Here is a 20,505-nt window from a genome sequence, read left to right on the forward strand (position 1 = left end):
GACCTCGGGAGATGATGTGGGACCGGCGTGGCAGTGGAAGGTCGCTGGCTGGATCGCGACGATCGTGCAGCTGGCCGGGGTGATGTCGCTGCTGCGGGTGGTCCTGCCGGAGGACAGCTGGTTCACCGACCTCGCCGACGGCGTCGGGTACTTCACGGGCCTGCCCATCGACGGCAACCTCTTCATCGCGCTCGTGTTCTTCGTGCTGGGCGCGGCGCTGCGCAGGCGCAAGCGGGCCGCCCTGTGGGCCCTGCTGCTGTTCCAGGCGCTGGGCCTGCTCGCGGTCGCGTTCACCATGGTCATCCTGGCCGTCGCACCTGAAGAAGTGCTGGACGGCGACGACGAGTCGAGCTACTGGGCGTTCCTCGGCGTCGGGCTCGCGACCTCGGTGCTGTTCGTGGCGGCGCTGTGGGCGGTGCGGGCGGCGTTCCCGGCCCGGCTGGCGCGCGGTGCGTGGCGGCAGGCGCTGGCGTCGTTCGTGCTGGGCATGATCGCCCTGGTGCTGGCCGGCTGGGGCCTCACCGAGCTGTTCCCCGACAGGCTGGTGGAGCACGCCGACAAGCTCGCGTGGGCGGCGAACCAGGCCACCGGTGAGGTCGTCCGGCTGGGCCGGCTCGACATCCCCGAGGGACCGCAGTGGCTGAGCGTCGTGCTGGGACTGGGCGGCACGCTGGTCGCGAGCCGCGCCCTGTACGTGTTCTTCCGCGGTGTCCGCACCCAGAGCATGATCACGTCCGAGCAGGAGCTGGACGTGCGCCGCCTGCTCGCCTCCGACGGCGAACCCGACTCGCTCGGCTACTTCGCGACCCGGCGCGACAAGAGCGTCGTGTTCGCGGCCTCGGGGCGCGCCGCGCTGACCTACCGGGTGATCGGCGGCGTGACGCTGGCCAGCGCGGACCCGGTCGGTGACGAGGAGGCGTGGCCGGAGGCCGTGCTCGCGTGGCTCGCGGAGGCGCGCACCTACGGCTGGACCGCCGGTGTCCTGGGCGCCTCCGAACGCGGCGCGCAGGTCTACACCGACGCGGGCCTCAAGGCGCTGGAGATCGGTGACGAGGCGATCCTCGACGTGCGCGAGTTCAACCTCGCCGGCCCGGAACGCCGCGGGCTGCGCCAGGCCGTGTCCCGCGTGGAACGCGCCGGGTACACCACGCGGGTGCGCCGGCACAGCGAGATCGCACCGGACGAGATGTCGTCCATCCTGGACCTGGCGCAGGCGTGGCGCGGAGCGGAGACCGAGCGCGGTTTCTCGATGGCGCTGGGGCGCCTGGGAGATCCGAGCGACGGCCGGTGCGTGATGGTCGAGGCCTACGACGCTTCGGGTGCGCTGCGCGGGCTGCTGTCGTTCGTGCCGTGGGGCCGCCGGGGCGTGTCGCTCGACCTGATGCGCCGCGACCGGGGAGCCGAGAACGGCCTGAACGAGTACATGGTCGCCCAGCTCGCCGCGGCCGCGGGACACCTCGGCGTGCAGCGGATCTCGTTGAACTTCGCGATGTTCCGCGCGGTGTTCGAGGAGGGCGAGAAGATCGGCGCCGGCCCGGTGCTGCGGGCGTGGCGGCGGGTGCTGTCGCTGGCGTCGCGGTTCTTCCAGCTGGAGTCGCTGTACCGGTCGAACGCCAAGTACCTGCCGGAGTGGGAGCCGCGGTTCCTCTGCTACCAGCGGTCCAGGGCCCTGCCGCGGGTCAGCATCGCCGCCGGCGTGGCCGAGGGGTTCGTGCCGTCGCTGCGGTCGCTGCGCAGGCGCGCGTTGCAGAAGACCGGCGTGAGCTCCGACTTCGCCGCCCGCGTCGCCGAGATCGACGCGCTGAAGGTCGAGCCGAAGACCGTCCGCCGCCCCGAACAGGTCAGGGTCCGCATCGCGAAGGTCGAACGCCTGGTCGCCGCTGGCGTCGACCCGTACCCGGTCGGCTTCGCGCGGTCGGACCTCCTCGCGGGCGCACGGGAACGGTTCGGCGAGGAGGTCTCCGTCACCGGCCGCGTGGTCGCACTGCGGGAGATGGGCGGCCTGTGCTTCGCACGGCTGCGCGACTTCAGCGGCGAGATCCAGCTGATGCTGGAGACCGAGTCGCTCGGCGACGCCCTGCGGTCGTGGAAGTCGGACGTCGACCTGGGCGACCACGTCGGCGTGACCGGCACCGTGATGAAGACCGACAAGGGCGAGATCTCCGTGCGCGCCACCTCGTGGACGCTGACCGCGAAGTGCCTGCACCCGTTGCCGGACAAGCGCAAGGGCCTCGCCGACCCGGAGGCGCGGGTGCGGCAGCGCTACCTCGACCTGGTGGTGAACCCCGACTCGGCGGCCCTGCTGAAGCTGCGCAGCGACGTGATCCGCAGCGTGCGGGAGTTCCTGCACGCGCGCTCGTACCTGGAGGTCGAGACGCCGATGCTGCAGGCGGTGCACGGCGGAGCGAACGCCCGGCCGTTCGTCACCCACATCAACGCCTACGACATGCGGATGTACCTGCGGATCGCCCCCGAGCTGTACCTGAAGCGGCTGTGCGTGGCGGGCGTGGACCGGGTGTTCGAGCTGAACCGCAACTTCCGCAACGAGGGCGCCGACGCCACGCACAACCCCGAGTTCACGATGCTGGAGGCCTACCAGGCCTATGCGGACTACCGCGTGATGCTGGACCTCGTGCGCGCGTTGATCCAGCACGCGGCACGGGAAGCGTTCGGCGCGGAGATCGCCTCACGCCCCGACGGCGACTTCGACCTCTCGGGGGAGTGGCCGGTCATCCCGGTCTACACGGCGGTCTCGTCGGCGCTGGGCACTTCGGTGACGCCCTCGACACCGGTCCCGGAACTCCGCTCGCTGCTCGCCGCACGCGGCGTCGAGATCAACGAGGACTGGGACCACGGCCAGCTCGTGCAGGAGGCGTACGACTCGTTCGTCGAGGCGACCACCGTCGGACCGACCTTCTACATCGACTTCCCGACCTCGGTGTCCCCGCTGACCCGCCGCCACCGCGACGACCCCCGCCTGGCCGAACGATGGGACCTCGTCGCGTTCGGCGCGGAGATCGGCACCGCCTACTCGGAGCTCACCGACCCGCTCGAACAGCGGCGCCGGCTGGAGGCGCAGTCGCTGAAGGCCGCGTCCGGCGACGTCGAGGCGATGGAGCTGGACGAGGACTTCCTGCGGGCGCTGGAGCACGGCATGCCACCCACGGGCGGGCTCGGGATGGGCGTGGACCGGTTGCTGATGATGCTGACCGGGACGTCGATCCGGCAGACCGTGCTGTTCCCGTTCGTCCGCCCTCAGTGACCCACTCCTGGTCACCTGGGTGATCGACTGTGACACGCGCGACAGTGTGTGCGAAAATCGCACCATGGCTGAAATCCGGGAGTGGAGCCAGGTGGGCGAGCGTGTCCGTGACGCTCGAATCGGCGCCGGTCTCTCCCAGGCCGAGCTGGGCGCGGCGTTGTCGCTCGACCGCACCATGATCGCGAAGATCGAAGCGGGAACGCGCAAGGTCGACGCGCTGGAGCTGACCAGGCTGGCTGCCGCGTTGCAGGTGCCACTGGACCACTTCCTCCACAGCGCGCCGGCGGTGCTGTCCAGGCGTGCCGAGCTGAGCGAGGACACCGCCACCGACGCGGGCCGGCAGGCTCACCGGCTGGAAGCGCGCCTGGAATCGTGGGTACGCGACGTCCAGCAGCTCATCGGGCTCGGAACGCTCCCGCCCAGGAACCCCTACCGCTTCCAGGGAGCCGTCGCCACCGAAGAGGACGCGAGGCGGGCGGCGCTGCGGCTCAGGGAACGCGCGGGCCTCGTCCTCGAGCCGATCCCGACCCTGATGGACCTGTGCGAGCAAGCGGGGCAGTTCGTGCTCGTCACCGACCTGCCGGGCGATGGTGCATCGGTGCTGGTGGACGACGAGCTGGCGGTCGCCGTGGTCAGCAGGTCGGGTGATCCGGGCCGGCGACGCGCCACCGCCGCGCACGAGCTCGGGCACATGGTGCTCGGAGATCCCTATTCGAACGACATCGGCGTGCACGCGTCACTGCGGGAACGGGAAGCGGTGGTCGACGCGTTCGCGGCGGAACTGCTGCTCCCGTCCGAGGTGGTGGCGAAGGCGAACGGCCGCCAAGGCCTCGTCGAGTTGGCGGCTCGGTACCGGACGTCCTGGTCGCTGGCAACGCGCCAGGCCCAGCTGGTCGACTCGTTCGACGCCGCTGAGGCTCGGAGGTGGAAGCACCGCACGCCGACCAAGGCGGAGCTGATGGACGCCGTCGGATGGGCGCCGCAACCCGACCTCGACTCCGTCCGAGTGCCGCGCAGCTACGCGAAGGCGGTGATGGCAGCGTGGAAGCGCGACCTGGTGACGTCGTCCCGCGCGGTCGAGCTCATGCACGGCCAGCTCGTCGAGAGCGACCTGCCTGTCGCGCCTGACGACGAAGTCGCACCGTGAAGGCCGACAAGCCGCTGGTCCTGGACACCATGTGCTTGTCGCACTTCGCTTTGATCGAACGGCTCGACGTGCTCGGAGAGCTGCTCGGCAACAGGGAGTGCTGGACCACCGCGGTCGTGAAGGAGGAGATCTCCCGCGGCGTCGGGCAGCACCCGCTGCTGCGCAACGCTCTGGACCTGCCGTGGTTGCACGTCAAGGCGCTGGACGAACTCTCCGAGATCCAGCTCTTCGTCAAGTGGTCGAGGGCGATCGGCACGTCGGACCGCGACCACGGCGAGGCGAGCGTGTTCGCGGCGAGCGAGGTCCTCGACGGTGTCGCTCTCACCGACGACCGGCAAGCCACGAAGGTGGCGCGCGCACGGGGACTGGAAGTGCACGGCACCATCTGGCTGCTCGCCCAGCTGTGCCGGGACGGCAAACTTCCCGAGGCCGGCGCGGGCAACCTCATCGACATGCTGCGGGACAGCAACATGAGGCTGCCCTGTACGGGCTCGGGTTTCATCGCATACGCGAGGAGCTACGGCCTGCTGTGAGCGCTCGTCCTCAGTGATCCAGGTACGCCAGCACGGCCTGCACGCGTCGGTCACCCGCACCGTCCTCGGTGTTGAGGCCGAGCTTGAGGAAGATGTTGCCGATGTGCTTGTGCACGGCCCCCGGGCTGACGACGAGCCGTTCGCCGATGGCCGCGTTCGACAACCCCTCCGCCATCAGGCCGAGGACCTCGCGTTCGCGCGGTGACAGCCCGCTGAGCGCGTCGTCGGACTTGCGGCGCACCAGCAGCTGCGACACGACCTCGGGGTCCAGCGCCGTGCCGCCGTTCGCGACGCGGTGCAGCGACTCGAGGAAGTCCGCGACCCGGCCCACGCGTTCCTTGAGCAGGTAGCCGACGCCGCCGGAGGTGCCGGCCAGCAGTTCGTGGGCGTAGCTCTGCTCCACCCACGCGCTGAGGACCAGCACGGCGAGCTTCGGGTGCCGTGCGCGCGCCTCGACCGCGGCCCTGAGTCCCTCGTCGGTGAACGTCGGCGGCATGCGCACGTCGACCACGGCGATGTCCGGCTCGTGCTCGGCGACGGCGACCAGGAAGTCGTCCGGGTTGTCCGTCGCCGCGGCCACGTCGAGGCCCTCGTTGCGCAGCAGCAACGTCAACCCCTCGCGGAGCAACGCGTCGTCTTCGGCGATCACGATGCGCATGTGGTCACTTCCCGGTCGGCAACTCGACGGTGAGAACCGTAGGGCCTCCCTCGGGACTGCTCATCGTCGCGGTCCCGTCCAGCGCCTCGACCCGCCCGCGGATGCCGTCCAGGCCGGTGCCCTTCTTCTCGTCAGCACCTCCCTTGCCGTCGTCGTGCACCACGACCGTGAGCCGCTCGCCGTTCATCCCGAGGCTGACCCACGCGTGGTTCGCGCCGCTGTGCTTGGCCACGTTGGTCAGCGCCTCGGCCACCGCGAAGTACGCCGCCGCCTCGACCGCCGCCGGCAACCGCCCGAGGTGGTCGGCCTGCAACAGGCACGGCACCGGGCACCGCGCCGCGAGCGCCTGGATCGCCCCGTCGAGCCCCAGGTCCTCCAGCACCGGCGGGTGGATGCTGCGCACGACGTTGCGCAGCTCCTCCAGGGCGTCGCCGGCCGCGTCCTGGGCCCGCAGCAACGCCTGCAGCGCGTTCTGCGGGTTCTGGTGCAGCGTCCGCTCCGCGATCCCCAGCATCATCACCACACCGACCAGCTTGTTCTGCGTGCCGTCGTGCAGGTTCCGCTCGATCCGCCGCAGCTCGGCCCCGTGCGCCTGCAACGCCGCGGCCCGCGTCGCGACCACCTCGGCCAGCCGCTTCTCCAACGTCGCCCGCGGCGGCGCCAGCAACACCCGCGCCCACCGCGCGTCCACCTCGGCGAGCCGCGGCAACTGCGTCAGCGCCAGCGCGAGCACGAGCCCGATCGGGATGCTCAGCAGCGCCTTGCCCCACGAGTCGATCCGCATGCCGAACGAGTTCTCCATCGGCACCACCGACCACAGCGCCACCGCGAGCGGCTGCTGCACCAACGACCCGGGAACCCCGATCGCCAGGGACCCGAACAACGTGCCGAACATCGCGTGCAGCACCAGCCACAACCCGTCCCGCCGGCTCGCCGGGTCCGCCAGCACCCGCTGCGCCCGGTGCAGCCACGGCCCGTCGAGCGGTTCCGACGCGGGCACCTCCACCCCGGTGAACCGGGCCAGCCGCCGCCGGTCGAAGTCCACGATCCGGCGGATGTACGGCGCGGTCACCGGCAACAACGGCAGCACCACCACCGACAGCAGCAGCACGCCGATCGCGAGCCACGCGGCGATCGCCGTCAGCAACCCGGTCGCCAGGTAGACCACCGCTGCCCAGATCCGTTTCATGTGGCCAAACGTAGCCACCCGGACCCGTCGGTCGCGGTAGAGCAGGCTCCACTCCCCGGTTTCCACCCTCCTGCCCGGGTTCTCGGCCGCACCGCTCGCCACCCCCGCGCCCCTTCCTCCTTCGGCGGGGGTCGGAGGAGGGAGATCCGGACATGAGACAGACGCGGTCAGGCGTGGATCAGGACAAGGATCACTCGGGTGGGTGACGAAGTGGACTGTCCGTCGAGGTCAGGAGGGCGAGCACAGCCTGGCCAACCCTGCCCAACCCGGCCCTCAGCCCTCCCGCCACCCGTTCGTGATCGGCAACCGCCGATCCCGCCCGAATGCCTTGTTCGAGATCTTCGTGCCCGGCGGGTACTGCCGCCGCTTGTACTCCGCCCGGTCCACCATCCGCAGCACCCGGTCGACCAGCTCCGGCTCGAACCCGGCGGCCAGCAGGTCGTCGTACCCGCGGTCGCCCTCGACGTAGTCGTCCAGCAGGTCGTCCAGCACCGCGTAGTCCGGCAGCGAGTCCGAGTCGACCTGACCCGGCCGCAGCTCGGCCGAGGGCGGCTTGGAGATCGAGTTCTCCGGGATGGGCGGGGTCTCGCCGCGCTTCTCGGCTTCGGCGTTGCGCCACCGCGCCAGGTCCCAGACCAGGGTCTTCAGCACGTCCTTGATCGGCGCGTAACCACCGACCGCGTCGCCGTAGATGGTCGAGTAGCCGACCGCGAGCTCGGACTTGTTGCCGGTCGCCAGCACCAGGTGCCCGTGCTGGTTCGACAACGCCATCAGCAGCATGCCGCGGCAACGCGCCTGGATGTTCTCCTCGGCGAGACCCGTCAGCCCCAGCTGCGACACGTACACGGACACCATCTCGCCAATGGGTTCCGTGGTGAAGTGCAGGCCCGTGCGCGCCGCCATCTCCGAAGCGTCCGAACGGGAGTGTTCCGATGAGTACGACGACGGCATCGAGACGCCGTACACGGAGTCGGCGCCGAGGGCGTCCACGGCCAGTGCGGCCACCACGGCAGAGTCGATGCCACCGGACAGACCGAGCACAACGGAGCGGAAGCCGTTCTTGTGCACGTAGTCGCGCAGGCCGGTCACGAGCGCGTGCCACACCTCGGCCTCATCGGACAGTGGCTCGAACACGCGCGGTGCGGGCAGCGGTTCGTAAGGAGCGACGGCGTCCGAGATGAACACACGGCGCACGTAGAAGTCACCGATCTGACCCTGCTCGTAGGACGCCGAAGAAGGCACGTCGAAGTCCACCAGCATCAGGTGCTCGACGAACTGCGGTGCCCGTCCGATCAGCTGGCCGTCCGCGCCGACGACCATCGAGTCGCCGTCGAACACCAGCTCGTCCTGGCCGCCGACGAGGTTGCAGTACGCGAGCGGTGCGCCCGCCTCGGCCGCGCGGCGGACCACCAGGGGCAGCCGGGCGTCGTCCTTCTTGCGCTCGTACGGGGAGGCGTTGGGGGAGACGACCAGGTCCACGCCGGCGTCGCCCAGCGCGGTGATCGGGCCGCCGTCCTGCCACAGGTCTTCGCAGATCACCATGCCGACCTCGACGCCGTTGACGCGCACGACGTCGAGCGACGAGCCGGGCTTGAAGTAGCGGCGCTCGTCGAACACGCCGTAGTTGGGCAGGTGGTGCTTCGACTGCCGCGCCACGACCCGGCCCTCGTGCAGCACCCCCACCGCGTTGCGCGGGCCGACGGAGTCGTGTTCCAGGTAGCCGACGACCGCGGTCACGGAGCCGAGCCCGGCGTCGTCCAGTGACACCGCCAGCGCCTCCAGCGCCTCGGCGGACGCCCGTGCGAACGAGGTGCGGATCGCCAGGTCCTCGACCGGGTAGCCGGTCAGGACCATCTCGGGGAACACCACCAGGTGGGCGCCGCCCTCGCGGGCCTTGCGCGTCCACTCCACGACCAGCGCGGCATTGCCGGAAAGGTCGCCCACAGTGGCGTTGACCTGGGCGAGCGCGATGCGAAGCTGCGGCATGCCCTCATCATCTCCCATACCATCGGACTGTGGTCCGTCTCTTGAGCGTGTTGCTCGTCATTCCCCTTCTGGCCTCCTGCACCTCGATCCTCGAAGGGACCGCCAAGCCCGGCGTGACCTTCGAGAAGCCCGGTCCGGCCGGCACCGTCCCGCCGGGACTGGAGAAGTACTACGGCCAGCAGCTCGCCTGGCAGGACTGCGCGCCGTTCGCCACGACCGGCACCAGCCGGCAGGCCTACGGCTCCAAGCGCGACGTCGAGTGCACCCGGCTGCAGGTCCCGCTCGACTACGCCAAGCCCGAGGGCGACACGATCACCATCGGCGTCCTGCGCTACCGGGCCACCGGTCAGAAGATCGGGTCGCTGCTGACCAACCCCGGCGGGCCGGGCGCGTCCGGCATGGCGTCGGCCGCGGGCATGGTGGGTGACTACCGCAAGACCGAGCTCGCGAAACGGTTCGACCTGATCGGGTTCGACCCGCGGGGCATCGGGGCGAGCGAGCCGGCGGTCCGCTGCCTGTCCAACGCCGAGCGCGACGCGGAGCGGCTCGACCTCGACACGGACACTTCTGCGGCCGGAATCGCCCAAACGGAGCAGGAGAACAGGACGTATGCCGAGAAGTGTGCGGCCGGGACGAAATTCGGGGCGGCAATGCTCGCCAACATGGGCACGCGGGACGTAGTTAAGGACATGGATGTCCTTCGCTCTGCGCTCGGCGACGCGAAGCTGAGCTACGTCGGCTACTCGTACGGCACCCGCATCGGTACCGAGTACGCCGAGACCTTCCCCCAGAACGTGCGCGCCCTCGTCCTCGACGGTGCCGTCGACCCGACCCAGGACCAGCTCCAGTCGCTGGTCGCGCAGGGTGCCGGCTTCCAGAAGGCGTTCGACGAGTTCGTCAAGTGGTGCCGGACGGAGGACAACTGTCCCCTGGCCGGGGACGCCAACACGAGCTTTCGCCAGCTCACGACCCCGTTGATCCAGAAACCGGTCGACGTGGGCAGCCGCAAGCTGTCCTACAACGACGCCGTCACCGCGACCATCCAGGCGTTGTACTCCGAGCAGCTGTGGCCGCTGCTGCTGCAGGGGCTCAACGAGCTGAAGAACGACAAGGGCACGATGCTGCTGCGCCTCGCCGACGCGTACTTCGACCGCGACGACCAGGGCAGCTACTCGACCATCACGGACGCGTTCAGCGCCGTGCACTGCGTCGACGACCAGCGCCTGACCGACAAGAACGCCCTGCTGGAGACCGCCAGGCAGTACAAGGCCGCGGCGCCGTTCCTCGACGACGGCAACCCGCCGGGCGCGGCGCTCGACTCGTGCGCGTTCTGGCCGGCCCCGGTGACCGCGCGCACCGGCCCGCCCACGGCCGACGGCATCCCGCCGCTGCTGGTCATCTCCACGACCGGTGACCCCGCCACGCCCTACGAGGCCGGCGTGAACCTGGCCAAGGCGCTCAACTCGCGGCTGCTCACCTATGAAGGCGTCCAGCACACCGTGTTCCTGCAGGGCCAGTCGTGCGTCGACGCGGCCGGCGTGAAGTACCTGGTCGACCTGACCCTGCCCGCCGACGGAACCCGGTGCGCCTCATGACGAAACGGCGGTCCCGCATCACCGCGGCCGTGTTCGCCCTGATAGTCGTGCTGGGCACCTCCACGTCCTACGCGCGCATCGACGGCAGTCCCGTCGCCGCGCGCAAGGGCGTCGAGCGCTTCTACGCGCAGGCGTTGTCGTGGGCCGCGTGCCAGCCGTACGCGACCGATGCGAAGAGCAAGGGCCTGTTCGAGCGCGAAGGCATCCAGTGCGCACGGCTGCAGGTCCCCCTCGACTACGAGAAGCCGGACATCGGGACCATCACCATCGGGCTCTTACGCCGGCCCGCCGCCGAACAGCAGCGGCGGGTCGGGTCGCTCGTGGTGAACCCCGGCGGTCCGGGTGGTTCGGGCATGACGCACGTCGCGAACATGCAGCCGGACAACCCGGTCGGCAAGCGGTTCGACGTGGTCGGCTTCGACCCGCGCGGGGTCGGGGCGAGCCAGCCCCGCGTCCAGTGCCTCACCGACGCGGAACGGGACGCGCAACGCCTGCGCCCCAAGGGCGAGAACGCGAGCCAGACGGAGTCGGAGAACAAGTTCTTCGTCGACCGGTGCACCCAGCGCAGCGGCATCGACCTGCTGCGCAACGTCGGCACCCGTGACGTCGCACGGGACCTGGACGTGCTGCGGGCCGCGCTGGGCGAGAAGAAGCTGACCTACCTCGGTTACTCCTACGGCACGCGCATCGGCACGTTGTACGCCGAGATGTACCCGCGCAACGTGCGCGCGATGGTGCTCGACGGCGCCGTGGAGGTCAGCCCCGACCGGGTGGCCGCGTCGGCACGGCAGGCGCAGGGCTTCGAGGAGTCGTTCCAGCGCTTCGCCGGTTGGTGCGCGCAACGCGACTGTCCCCTGGGGAGGGACACGAACACCGCGGAGTCGAAGTTCCGCCAGCTGATCGAGCCGCTCAAGAAGACCCCGCTGCCGGTCGGCGACCGCAGGCTGTCCCACTCGGACGCGAACACCGCCATCATCCAGGCGATGTACAGCGACCGGCTGTGGGAGACCGCGCTCAAGGGCCTGCAGGAGCTGCGCACCAACCGCGGCACCACCCTGCTGCAGCTCGCCGACCAGTACCTCGGCCGCGCCGCGGACGGCACCTACAGCCGCATCCAGGACGCGTTCGTGGCCATCCGCTGCGTCGACGAACCGCCCATCAAGGACCGCGCCACCCTGGAGTCCAACCGCCGGAAGCTGCTGGAACTGCTCGGCAACGACACGGTCCCCACCGACGAGACGGCGCTCGGCCCGTGCGCGTTCTGGCCGGCCCCGCACACCTCGGAACCGCATCCGCCGAACGTCACCGGGCTGCCGCAGGTGCTGGTCATCTCCACGACCGGTGACCCGGCCACGCCGTACCGGTCCGGTGTGGACCTCGCGGCCGCACTGGGCGCGCGGCTGCTGACCTACAACGGCAACCAGCACACGGCGTTCCTGGCCGGTATCGGCTGCGTGGACGGGGTGGCGACGAACTACCTGGCGGAGCTGCGGTTGCCCGAGACCGACCCGGTCTGCTGACGGGCGGGCAGGAACACCGATCCCAGCGCTCCGAGCGCGCAGACCACCGACGTGATCAGGAAGATCTCGTGGTACTCGGTGAGCAGCGCCTCGGTGAGCGCGCGCTGGTACTCGGCGAACCGCCGCTGGAACTCGGCGGGCTCGACCCCGAACGGCAGCGGGGTGTCCAGGTCTGCCGTGAGCTCGCGGAAGCGGTGCAGTCCCCACGCGGACAACGCCGCCACGCCGACGAGCATGCCCGTCATGCGCGCGACGACGACGAACGCCGACGCCACCCCGTGCCGCACCGGTGGCACGACCCGCAGCACCGCACCGGACAGCGGCGCGATCACCAGGCCCAGCCCGAACCCGGCGACCGCGAGGTCCCGCGTCAGCACCAGCCCGCTCACCTCCGCGGGCCACTGCGCGATGAACACGTACGACACCGATGCGATCGCCAGACCGGCGAACGACACCCACCGGTCACCGACGCGTCCGGCCAGCAGTCCACCCAGGACCGCACCGACCGGCAACGCGACGAGGAACCGCGTCAGCAGGGTCGCCGCGGCGGCGGAGTCACGCCGCAGCACCGTCTGCGCGAACAGCTCCACGTCGACCAGCGTCACCATCAACGCCGCACCGGCCGCCAGCGACACCCCGAGCACCGCCCAGAACGGCCGCCACTGCACACCCTCGGGATCGATGAGCCGCACGGCAGCACGGCGTTCCCACACGAAGAAGCCCGCCAACACCACCACTGCCGCACCGAGCACCGGCCAACCCCACGCGGGCAGCACGGACTCGGCGGGCGCCGGGTTGTACAGGGCCACGACGAGCAGCGACAACGCCACCGCGAGCAGCACACCGCCCACGACGTCGATCCGAACCGGACGCCGTGTGTCCGGCACGGACCGTTGCACGACCACCATCGCGATGACCGCCAACGGCACGTTCACCCAGAACACCCACCGCCAGCTCTGCGGCTCCCACGCCTCGAACAACGGCATCGCGTTGAACAACGTGGCCACACCGATGCCGTAGAGGGTGCCGAGCACCGACCCCAGCTCCTGCGCCGCACCCACGGTCCCGAGCGCCGTCGACCGCTTCCCGGCCTCCCACAGGTCCGCGACCAGCGCCATCGTCACCGGCAGCAGCGCACCACCGGCCAGTCCCTGCACCACGCGTCCCGCCACCAGCACCGGCACGTCCGCGGCCAGTGCCGTCACCACGGACCCCACCAGGAACCCGAGCAGCGACACCTGCAGCACGAACCGCCGCCCCAGCCGGTCCGACAGCTGCCCGAGCAACGGCATGCCCGCCACGTACCCGAGCAGGTACCCGGTGACGATCGGCGTGGCCTGCTCCAGCTGGTTCACCGCGATGCCCAGGTCGCGCACGATGTCCGTGAGCACGCCGACGACGACGTACGCGTCGAGCGCACCGAGGAGCACGGCCGCGCCGGACGCGGCAAGGGCTGCTGTGCGCACGTTACGCGGGCGCCGTCACCGTGACGGGCTTGTTGAAGTCCGTCAGGCCGACGTCGACCTTCTGCCCGCCGGGCAGCTCGAACAGCGCGTTCTTCAGCTTCGAGTCCTGGTCGACGGAGAACGTCGCCTTCACGTCCGACGACATCCCCGGCACCAGGCCCGCGGCCACGTCCTTCGGCACGGTCGCCTCGACCACCGACACGTCACCGGCCGACTTGGTCTTCGGGTCCTTCGCCGCCGACAGGACCCTCGCCACGCCCTTGTCCGGGTTCAGGATCGCCGACGGGTCGTACACCTGGCCCGCGAACGCCGCGGGCAGCTTCGTGTACCCACCGGTCGGGCCCTTGAAGTGCAGGTTGCCGCCGGTGAGCACGTACTCGATGGACAACAGCTGACCGGCGAAGTTCACCTTCGCGTTGCCCTTCGAGTCCCCGGCCGCGGTGAGGTCGCCGTCGGCGTCCTTCACCGGCACGTCCGGGAGCTCCCCGTCCACCTTGATGGAGAAGTGGACGCTCGACACCGAGCGCATCGACTCCGCCGACTTCGAGAGCAAAGTCGCACCATCGGGGAGATCCCCGCCTGAGGTGCAGCTCGTGAGCAGGGCGAGTAAGCAAACCGACAACCAACGGGCGGACATGCGTTGATCGTAGAGTCCCCCCAGGCCTTAGGCTGCGCGTTATGGACCGCCAGCAGGAGTTCGTGCTCCGCACGCTCGAGGAACGCGACATCCGGTTCGTCCGGCTCTGGTTCACCGACGTCCTCGGCTTCTTGAAGTCCGTGGCGGTCGCACCCGCCGAGCTCGAGGGCGCCTTCAGCGAGGGCATCGGCTTCGACGGCTCCGCGATCGAGGGCTTCGCCCGCGTCTACGAGTCGGACATGGTCGCGAAGCCGGACCCCGCCACGTTCCAGGTGCTGCCCTGGCAGACGCCGGAGGGCAACAACTACTCCGCGCGCATGTTCTGCGACATCACCATGCCGGACGGCTCCCCGTCGTGGGCCGACCCGCGGCACGTGCTGCGCAGGACCCTGTCCAGGGCCAGCGAGGCCGGCTTCACCTGCTACGTGCACCCCGAGATCGAGTTCTTCCTGCTCAAGGGCCTTCCCGGCGACGGGAGCGAACCCGAGCCCGCCGACAACGGCGGCTTCTTCGACCAGACCTCGCACGAGACCGCCACGCACTTCCGCCGCCACGCCATCGAGGCGCTGGAGGCCATGGGCATCTCCGTCGAGTTCAGCCACCACGAGGGCGCACCCGGCCAGCAGGAGATCGACCTGCGCTACGCCGACGCCCTGACCATGGCCGACAACGTCATGACGTTCCGGTACGTGGTGAAGGAGGTCGCGATCACGCAGGCCGTGCGCGCCTCGTTCATGCCCAAGCCGTTCTCGGACCAGCCCGGCTCCGGCATGCACACGCACTTCTCGCTCTTCGAGGGCGACCGCAACGCGTTCTACGACGAAGAGGACCCGTACCAGCTCTCCGAGATCGGCAAGCAGTTCGTCGCGGGCATCCTCAAGCACGCGCGCGAGATCTCCGGCGTCACGAACCAGTGGGTCAACTCCTACAAGCGCCTGATCGTCGGCGGCGAGGCACCCACGGCGGTCTGCTGGGGCCACGCCAACCGGTCCGCGCTGGTCCGCGTGCCGATGTACTCGCCGGGCAAGTCGTCGTCGCGCCGCGTCGAGGTCCGCACGCTGGACTCCGCCTGCAACCCGTACCTGGCGTACTCGGTGATCCTGGCCGCCGGCCTCAAGGGCATCGAGAAGGGCTACGAGCTGCCGCCGCCCGCCGAGGACGACGTGTGGTCGCTCACCGACCGCGAACGCCGTGCCGCGGGCTACGCGAACCTGCCGCAGAACCTCGGCGAGGCGCTCACCGAGATGGAGAACTCGGAACTGCTCCCCGAAGCGCTCGGCGAGCACGTCTACGACTTCTTCCTGCGCAACAAGAGGACGGAGTGGGACGCGTACCGTCGTAGCGTCACCCCGTACGAGTTGCGCACTCTTCTTCCCGTGCTGTGAGGCCGATACGTTGCTCTCCGTGACAGAGGTACCCGAGTTCCAGCCGACGATCTGCGCGTGCACGGTCGCCACGGCGGCGGAGCTGCCCGCGGTGAAGGTGCTGTCCAGCTCCTTCCTCGCGGAACACCCCGAGGGCCGGTTCGTCGCGCTGATCGTCGACGCCCAGCCCGAGCACGCAGGCCCCGGCCTCATCACACCGCTCGAGATCGGCGTCTCCGAGGTCGAGCTGCACGTGCTGGCCACCGCGCGCGACGCCGCCGAGCTGAAGGCCGCCATGCTGCCCCGGCTGCTGGAGGCGCTGCTGACGCAGGGCATGCCGGTGCTCTACCTCGACCCGTGGGTGCAGGTCTTCGGGTCGGTCACGAAGCTCGTGCTGGAGGCGCTGCGCACCGCACCGGTCGTGCTGCTGCCGCGCACCCTGCGACCACTGCCCGACGACGGCCTGCAACCGGGGCCGTGGGAGCTGCACGAGTCAGGTGCCTTCGACCCCGGTTTCATCGCGGTCGGCCCCGGCTCCGAGCCCTACCTCGGCTCGCTCGACATGCCCGCGATCGTGCCGCACCACGTCGTGCGCGACGCACGGGTCGGACTGTCCGTGTGGAACGTCGCCGACCGGCCGTTGCACCGCTCCGAGGCCGGCACCGTCCAAGTCCTCGGCGAGGACCTGCTCACCGTGCACTTCGCGGGCTTCGACCCCCTGCGACCGTGGATGCTGTCCGCGGAGTTCGTCGAACGGCCGCGCGTGCTGCTGTCCGAACACCCCCTGGTCGCCGACCTGTGCACCGCCTACCGCGCCGAGCTGGTGCGCTGCGGGTGGACCACCGCCCCCGTGCCCTACCGGTTCGGGGCCCTCATCGACGGCACGGTCATCCCGTCCGAGCTGCGCGCCGACTACCGGGCCACCGCACCGACGCCGCTGCCCGCGTTCGGCGAGGACGGCGGCGGCGGGTTCCTCATCTGGGCGTGCGAGCGGACCGAGCAGGGCGGCACCCGCTGGGCGGACGCCGTCTGGCGCGCGGACCCCGCGCTGCAACAGCAGTTCCCCGCACCCTTCGGCGCCGACTTCGAGGACTGGCGCGAGTGGTGCGCCGGTGCCGGCGTCGCCTCCGGGCGGCTGCCCGTGCCCGCCGTGCCCCAGCCGCGGTCAGAAGGCCCGGCGCTGCTGGACCAGCTCGGCGTCTCGATCGTCGGCAACGGCCCGGTGACCGAACGCGTGCTGGCCGCCGCACGGGCGTCCGGACTGCCCGTGTCCGACTCCGCCGCCTACCCGGTCGTCGTGCGCACCTCCGACGACGTCGAGGTCCCCGACGGGCGGTTCGTCGTCGACATCGCCCTGGACGCCTCCGCGGCCGACGACCGCGTCGGCGTGAACGAGCTGTGGGTGTCGTCCGAGTCGTCACGCGCCGCCGCGGAACGCATCGGCGGCCCGATCGTCCGCGTGGTCCCGGTACCCGTGCACGACGTGGGCGCACGTGACCACGAGGCCGGCTCGGTGGTGGTGTTCGCGGCCATCGCGGACCACGCGCTCGACCGGCCCGGCAACGTCCTCGGCGCCGTGTCGGCGTTCCTCAGCGCGTTCCCCGACCGCACCGACGTGACGCTGCAGGTCGCGGTCTCCGGTGCGTACGACCACCCCGAGGCCGCCGAGCGGCTGCGTCTCGCCACCGCCTCCGACCAGCGGATCGCCCTGGTCGAGGACTTCGACGTGTGCCAGACCGCCGACGTCGTGGTGTCGCTGCACCGCGGCGGCGCCGACGACCGGATCGCACTGCGCCTGGCCGAGCTCGCCGTCCGCGGCATCCCCGTGCTCGCCTCCGACCACGGCGGGGTGGCCGAGCTGTTCGGCAAGACCGCCGTGCTCGTGCCGTGCCACCAGGGCGCAGAACCCGACGTCCAGGCCGCCGCGAAGCTGATGCGGTCACTGGCCGACGACCTCGGCACGGCCGCCGCCCTCGGCCAGGCCGCACGCGACCACGTCCTGTCCGTGCGGTCCGTCGCACGCGTCGGCGAACTGCTGCGCGAACGCGTCGAGCACTCCTACCGCGGCTGGCGGGCCCGCCGGCCCAAGCCGCGCCCCGAGGTCGACCCGCTGCTCGCACTCCAGTCGGCCAAGCACGCGTTGCTGCGCCAGCCCGACGTGGGATCCGCACACCGAACGCCCATGGCTCCCGCGCTGCGCAAGGTCGTGCTGCGCGCGCTGGACCACTACGACAACCACATGCGCGAGGTGCTCCACACCCTCGTCGACGGCGTCGAACGCACCGTGTCCGAGCTGGTCAACCGGCAGGACGCGCTGCGCACCGGCGTCGGCGCGGGCGAGCTGGAGCTGCTGCGCGCCGAGGTCGAACAGGTCGCCGCCCGCCAGACCCACTTCACCGACCAGCTCGTCGGCGTCGACGACGGCGTGGTCCGCGTCCGCGCCGACATGGCCGGCCAAGGCCGCCGGCTGCGCGAGATCGAGGACGCCGTCGTCGCCGAGGCGGCCAAGCGCGCGAAGACGACCGACGTGCTCGCCGACCGGATCGACAAGCTCACCGTCGCACTCGACCGCACGCTCGACCGGATCGACACCCTCGAATCGCGCGTCGTCGAGGTGTTCCGCGAACGCGACACCCGCCTCGACGCCGCCGTCCGCGCCGCCCACCAGGCCCAGCAGACCGCCGACGCGCTCCGCCGGGTCGTGGTGCGCCAGCACGAGACCTCCTCCGACGTGCCCGGGGTGCGCAGCTCGCTGGTGCTGTGCGACGCGGGCATGCTGCGGCTGCCCTCCGACGACGCGTTCATGCTGCCGCTGCTGTCGTCCAACGGCGTGTGGGAACCGGACCTCGCCGAGGTGCTCGACTCGCACGTCGAACCGGACGGGATCTTCCTCGACGTCGGCGCGTACGTCGGCTACCACTCCATCAGGGTGCTGTCCCGCCTCGGCCTGATGGGCGCGGTCGTCGCCGTCGAACCCGACAGGGGCGCCGCGGCCCTGCTGCGGCACAACGTCACCGCGAACCTGCCCGCCGCCGTCGCCGACCGGATGACCGTCATCGAGGGCGCCGCGTGGGAGAGCACGGGCGAGCTGGCCGCCGCGCCGACGCTGACCGGCGGGGTGTCGGTGGCACCGCTGCCGGCCGATGCCGGTGACGACGTCCCGCGGGTCCGCGCGGTCCGGCTCGACAAGGAGCTCGAGGAGATCGCGCTCGCACAGGGCATGAAGCTCTCGGTCGTCCGGGTCGACACGCCCGGTCGTGGTCACCGCGCACTGGCCGGCCTGGTCCGGTTGCTGCGCAGGGACCGCCCGCAGGTGTTCCTCGAGTTCTCCGCCACCGCGACCGCCGACTTCGGTGACGATCCGGTGACGGTCCTCAAGGAGTTCGGCATCTGGGGGTACGAGCTGGTGCCGCTGGCCACCCGCCAGGCCGCCTCTCCCGAGCAGATCGTGCGGGCGATGGAGGGTCTGCGGTCGGTGACGCTGTGGCTGCGACCGCGTCCGATCGGCGCCAAGCCGGCCGCTCCACCGCCGTCCGTGCCCATCAAGCAGCCCGCTGACCAGGCGATTTGACACCGGTGCCCCCGGTGAGTAACTTTCTCCGGGTCGCAAGCGAGACCCCCGGAACGAGCGGTTGACACCGCGGATCGGGCCGGGTAAAGTTTCACGGCGTCAAACCCCCAGAAGTAAATGAACGGCCTACCGTGCTGTCCGGGATCTGAAAATGACCCCGATTTGACACCGGAAAAGCCAGTCGGATAACTTCTGAACCAAGCAAAATTGAATGCGAAGCGAGTTTGCGCCGCACCGAAGAAGCCGAAACGGCCGATTTGACAAAGCGAAAACGAACTGGCTAAGCTTCAAACACAAGCCCCGAGAGAAACTCTCCGGAAACGGAGATGGACCCGGTGAGCGCGTGTTCTTTGAGAACTCAACAGCGTGCCGATAACACAGCCAGTAATATGAATACTCCTCGTCAGGAGTATTCCTTTGAGTAGCTAGACCAGATTGCCAGACATATTCCGTCTGGAGCGATCAACACAATCCTTATTGGAGAGTTTGATCCTGGCTCAGGACGAACGCTGGCGGCGTGCTTAACACATGCAAGTCGAGCGGTAAGGCCCTTCGGGGTACACGAGCGGCGAACGGGTGAGTAACACGTGGGTAACCTGCCCTGTACTCTGGGATAAGCCTTGGAAACGAGGTCTAATACCGGATACGACCTGGAATCGCATGATTCTTGGTGGAAAGTTCCGGCGGTATGGGATGGACCCGCGGCCTATCAGCTTGTTGGTGGGGTAATGGCCTACCAAGGCGACGACGGGTAGCCGGCCTGAGAGGGTGACCGGCCACACTGGGACTGAGACACGGCCCAGACTCCTACGGGAGGCAGCAGTGGGGAATATTGCACAATGGGCGAAAGCCTGATGCAGCGACGCCGCGTGAGGGATGACGGCCTTCGGGTTGTAAACCTCTTTCAGCAGGGACGAAGCGCAAGTGACGGTACCTGCAGAAGAAGCACCGGCTAACTACGTGCCAGCAGCCGCGGTAATACGTAGGGTGCGAGCGTTGTCCGGAATTATTGGGCGTAAAGAGCTCGTAGGCGGTTTGTCGCGTCGGCCGTGAAAACTTGGGGCTTAACCCCGAGCCTGCGGTCGATACGGGCAGACTTGAGTTCGGCAGGGGAGACTGGAATTCCTGGTGTAGCGGTGAAATGCGCAGATATCAGGAGGAACACCGGTGGCGAAGGCGGGTCTCTGGGCCGATACTGACGCTGAGGAGCGAAAGCGTGGGGAGCGAACAGGATTAGATACCCTGGTAGTCCACGCCGTAAACGGTGGGTGCTAGGTGTGGGGGACTTCCACGTCCTCCGTGCCGCAGCTAACGCATTAAGCACCCCGCCTGGGGAGTACGGCCGCAAGGCTAAAACTCAAAGGAATTGACGGGGGCCCGCACAAGCGGCGGAGCATGTGGATTAATTCGATGCAACGCGAAGAACCTTACCTGGGCTTGACATGCACTGGAAACCAGTAGAGATATTGGCCCCCTTGTGGCCGGTGTACAGGTGGTGCATGGCTGTCGTCAGCTCGTGTCGTGAGATGTTGGGTTAAGTCCCGCAACGAGCGCAACCCTCGTTCCATGTTGCCAGC

General features: G+C 69.8%; 12 protein-coding genes and 1 rRNA gene. 8 read left to right on the forward strand and 5 right to left on the reverse strand.

Annotation, left to right across the window (positions count from 1 at the left end):
* The first annotated feature begins 16 nt into the window (after positions 1-16).
* From lysX to ACZ7CH_RS19100, 3 genes are all read left to right on the forward strand, one after another.
* Complete coding sequence (lysX, locus tag ACZ7CH_RS19090) at positions 17-3,262, forward strand: bifunctional lysylphosphatidylglycerol synthetase/lysine--tRNA ligase LysX (protein WP_470374440.1); 3,246 nt, start codon at positions 17-19, stop codon at positions 3,260-3,262.
* A gap of 64 nt (positions 3,263-3,326) precedes the next feature.
* Positions 3,327-4,409, forward strand: a complete 1,083-nt coding sequence (locus ACZ7CH_RS19095; RefSeq protein ID WP_360386565.1) for a helix-turn-helix domain-containing protein — start codon at positions 3,327-3,329, stop codon at positions 4,407-4,409.
* On the forward strand, positions 4,406-4,942 hold the full coding sequence (locus ACZ7CH_RS19100; RefSeq protein ID WP_470374441.1) for a PIN domain-containing protein: 537 nt from the start codon (positions 4,406-4,408) through the stop codon (positions 4,940-4,942). Before ACZ7CH_RS19095 ends, ACZ7CH_RS19100 begins: the two co-directional genes overlap by 4 nt.
* Before the next feature lie 10 nt (positions 4,943-4,952).
* Here ACZ7CH_RS19100 and ACZ7CH_RS19105 read toward each other — a convergent pair whose 3' ends face one another.
* The 3 genes from ACZ7CH_RS19105 to ACZ7CH_RS19115 all read right to left on the reverse strand — a co-directional run bounded on the left by ACZ7CH_RS19105 (position 4,953) and on the right by ACZ7CH_RS19115 (position 8,775).
* Entirely contained in the window at positions 4,953-5,600 is a 648-nt protein-coding gene (locus ACZ7CH_RS19105; protein WP_360386570.1) for a response regulator transcription factor, read from the reverse strand.
* Positions 5,601-5,604: 4 nt separating this feature from the next.
* On the reverse strand, positions 5,605-6,789 hold the full coding sequence (locus tag ACZ7CH_RS19110; RefSeq protein WP_360386573.1) for a sensor histidine kinase: 1,185 nt from the start codon (positions 6,787-6,789) through the stop codon (positions 5,605-5,607).
* Positions 6,790-7,062: 273 nt separating this feature from the next.
* Positions 7,063-8,775: an NAD+ synthase gene (locus ACZ7CH_RS19115; protein ID WP_360386576.1), complete on the reverse strand. Its 1,713-nt coding sequence runs from the start codon at positions 8,773-8,775 to the stop codon at positions 7,063-7,065.
* 29 nt (positions 8,776-8,804) lie between these two features.
* Here ACZ7CH_RS19115 and ACZ7CH_RS19120 point away from each other — a divergent pair, with 29 nt between their 5' ends.
* Positions 8,805-10,370 carry an alpha/beta hydrolase gene (locus tag ACZ7CH_RS19120; RefSeq protein ID WP_470374442.1) on the forward strand — a complete coding sequence of 522 codons (1,566 nt, stop codon included), beginning with the start codon at positions 8,805-8,807 and terminating at the stop codon, positions 10,368-10,370.
* Positions 10,367-11,890, forward strand: coding sequence for an alpha/beta fold hydrolase (locus ACZ7CH_RS19125; protein WP_360386581.1), 1,524 nt, complete (start codon positions 10,367-10,369; stop codon positions 11,888-11,890). The genes ACZ7CH_RS19120 and ACZ7CH_RS19125 overlap by 4 nt, the downstream gene beginning before the upstream one ends.
* Here the strand turns inward: ACZ7CH_RS19125 and ACZ7CH_RS19130 are convergent.
* On the reverse strand, positions 11,845-13,356 hold the full coding sequence (locus ACZ7CH_RS19130) for an MFS transporter (protein WP_470369347.1): 1,512 nt from the start codon (positions 13,354-13,356) through the stop codon (positions 11,845-11,847). The two genes, ACZ7CH_RS19125 and ACZ7CH_RS19130, sit on opposite strands and share 46 nt — an antisense overlap.
* 1 nt (position 13,357) lies before the next feature.
* Positions 13,358-13,909, reverse strand: a complete 552-nt coding sequence (locus tag ACZ7CH_RS19135; RefSeq protein ID WP_470374443.1) for an LppX_LprAFG lipoprotein — start codon at positions 13,907-13,909, stop codon at positions 13,358-13,360.
* A 125-nt stretch (positions 13,910-14,034) separates the two neighbouring features.
* On the opposite strand from ACZ7CH_RS19135, the gene glnA reads away from it, so the two are divergent.
* The 3 genes from glnA to ACZ7CH_RS19150 form a co-directional block, all read left to right on the forward strand.
* Positions 14,035-15,378 (forward strand): type I glutamate--ammonia ligase, encoded by a 1,344-nt coding sequence (gene glnA / locus ACZ7CH_RS19140; protein WP_360386587.1) that lies wholly within the window; start codon positions 14,035-14,037, stop codon positions 15,376-15,378.
* Between the two features lie 19 nt (positions 15,379-15,397).
* Positions 15,398-18,928 carry an FkbM family methyltransferase gene (locus tag ACZ7CH_RS19145; protein WP_470374444.1) on the forward strand — a complete coding sequence of 1,177 codons (3,531 nt, stop codon included), beginning with the start codon at positions 15,398-15,400 and terminating at the stop codon, positions 18,926-18,928.
* A gap of 474 nt (positions 18,929-19,402) precedes the next feature.
* Positions 19,403-20,505: ribosomal RNA gene (locus ACZ7CH_RS19150) — 16S ribosomal RNA — on the forward strand; the annotation flags it as partial.

Source organism: Lentzea sp. NPDC037011 (assembly GCF_055607425.1).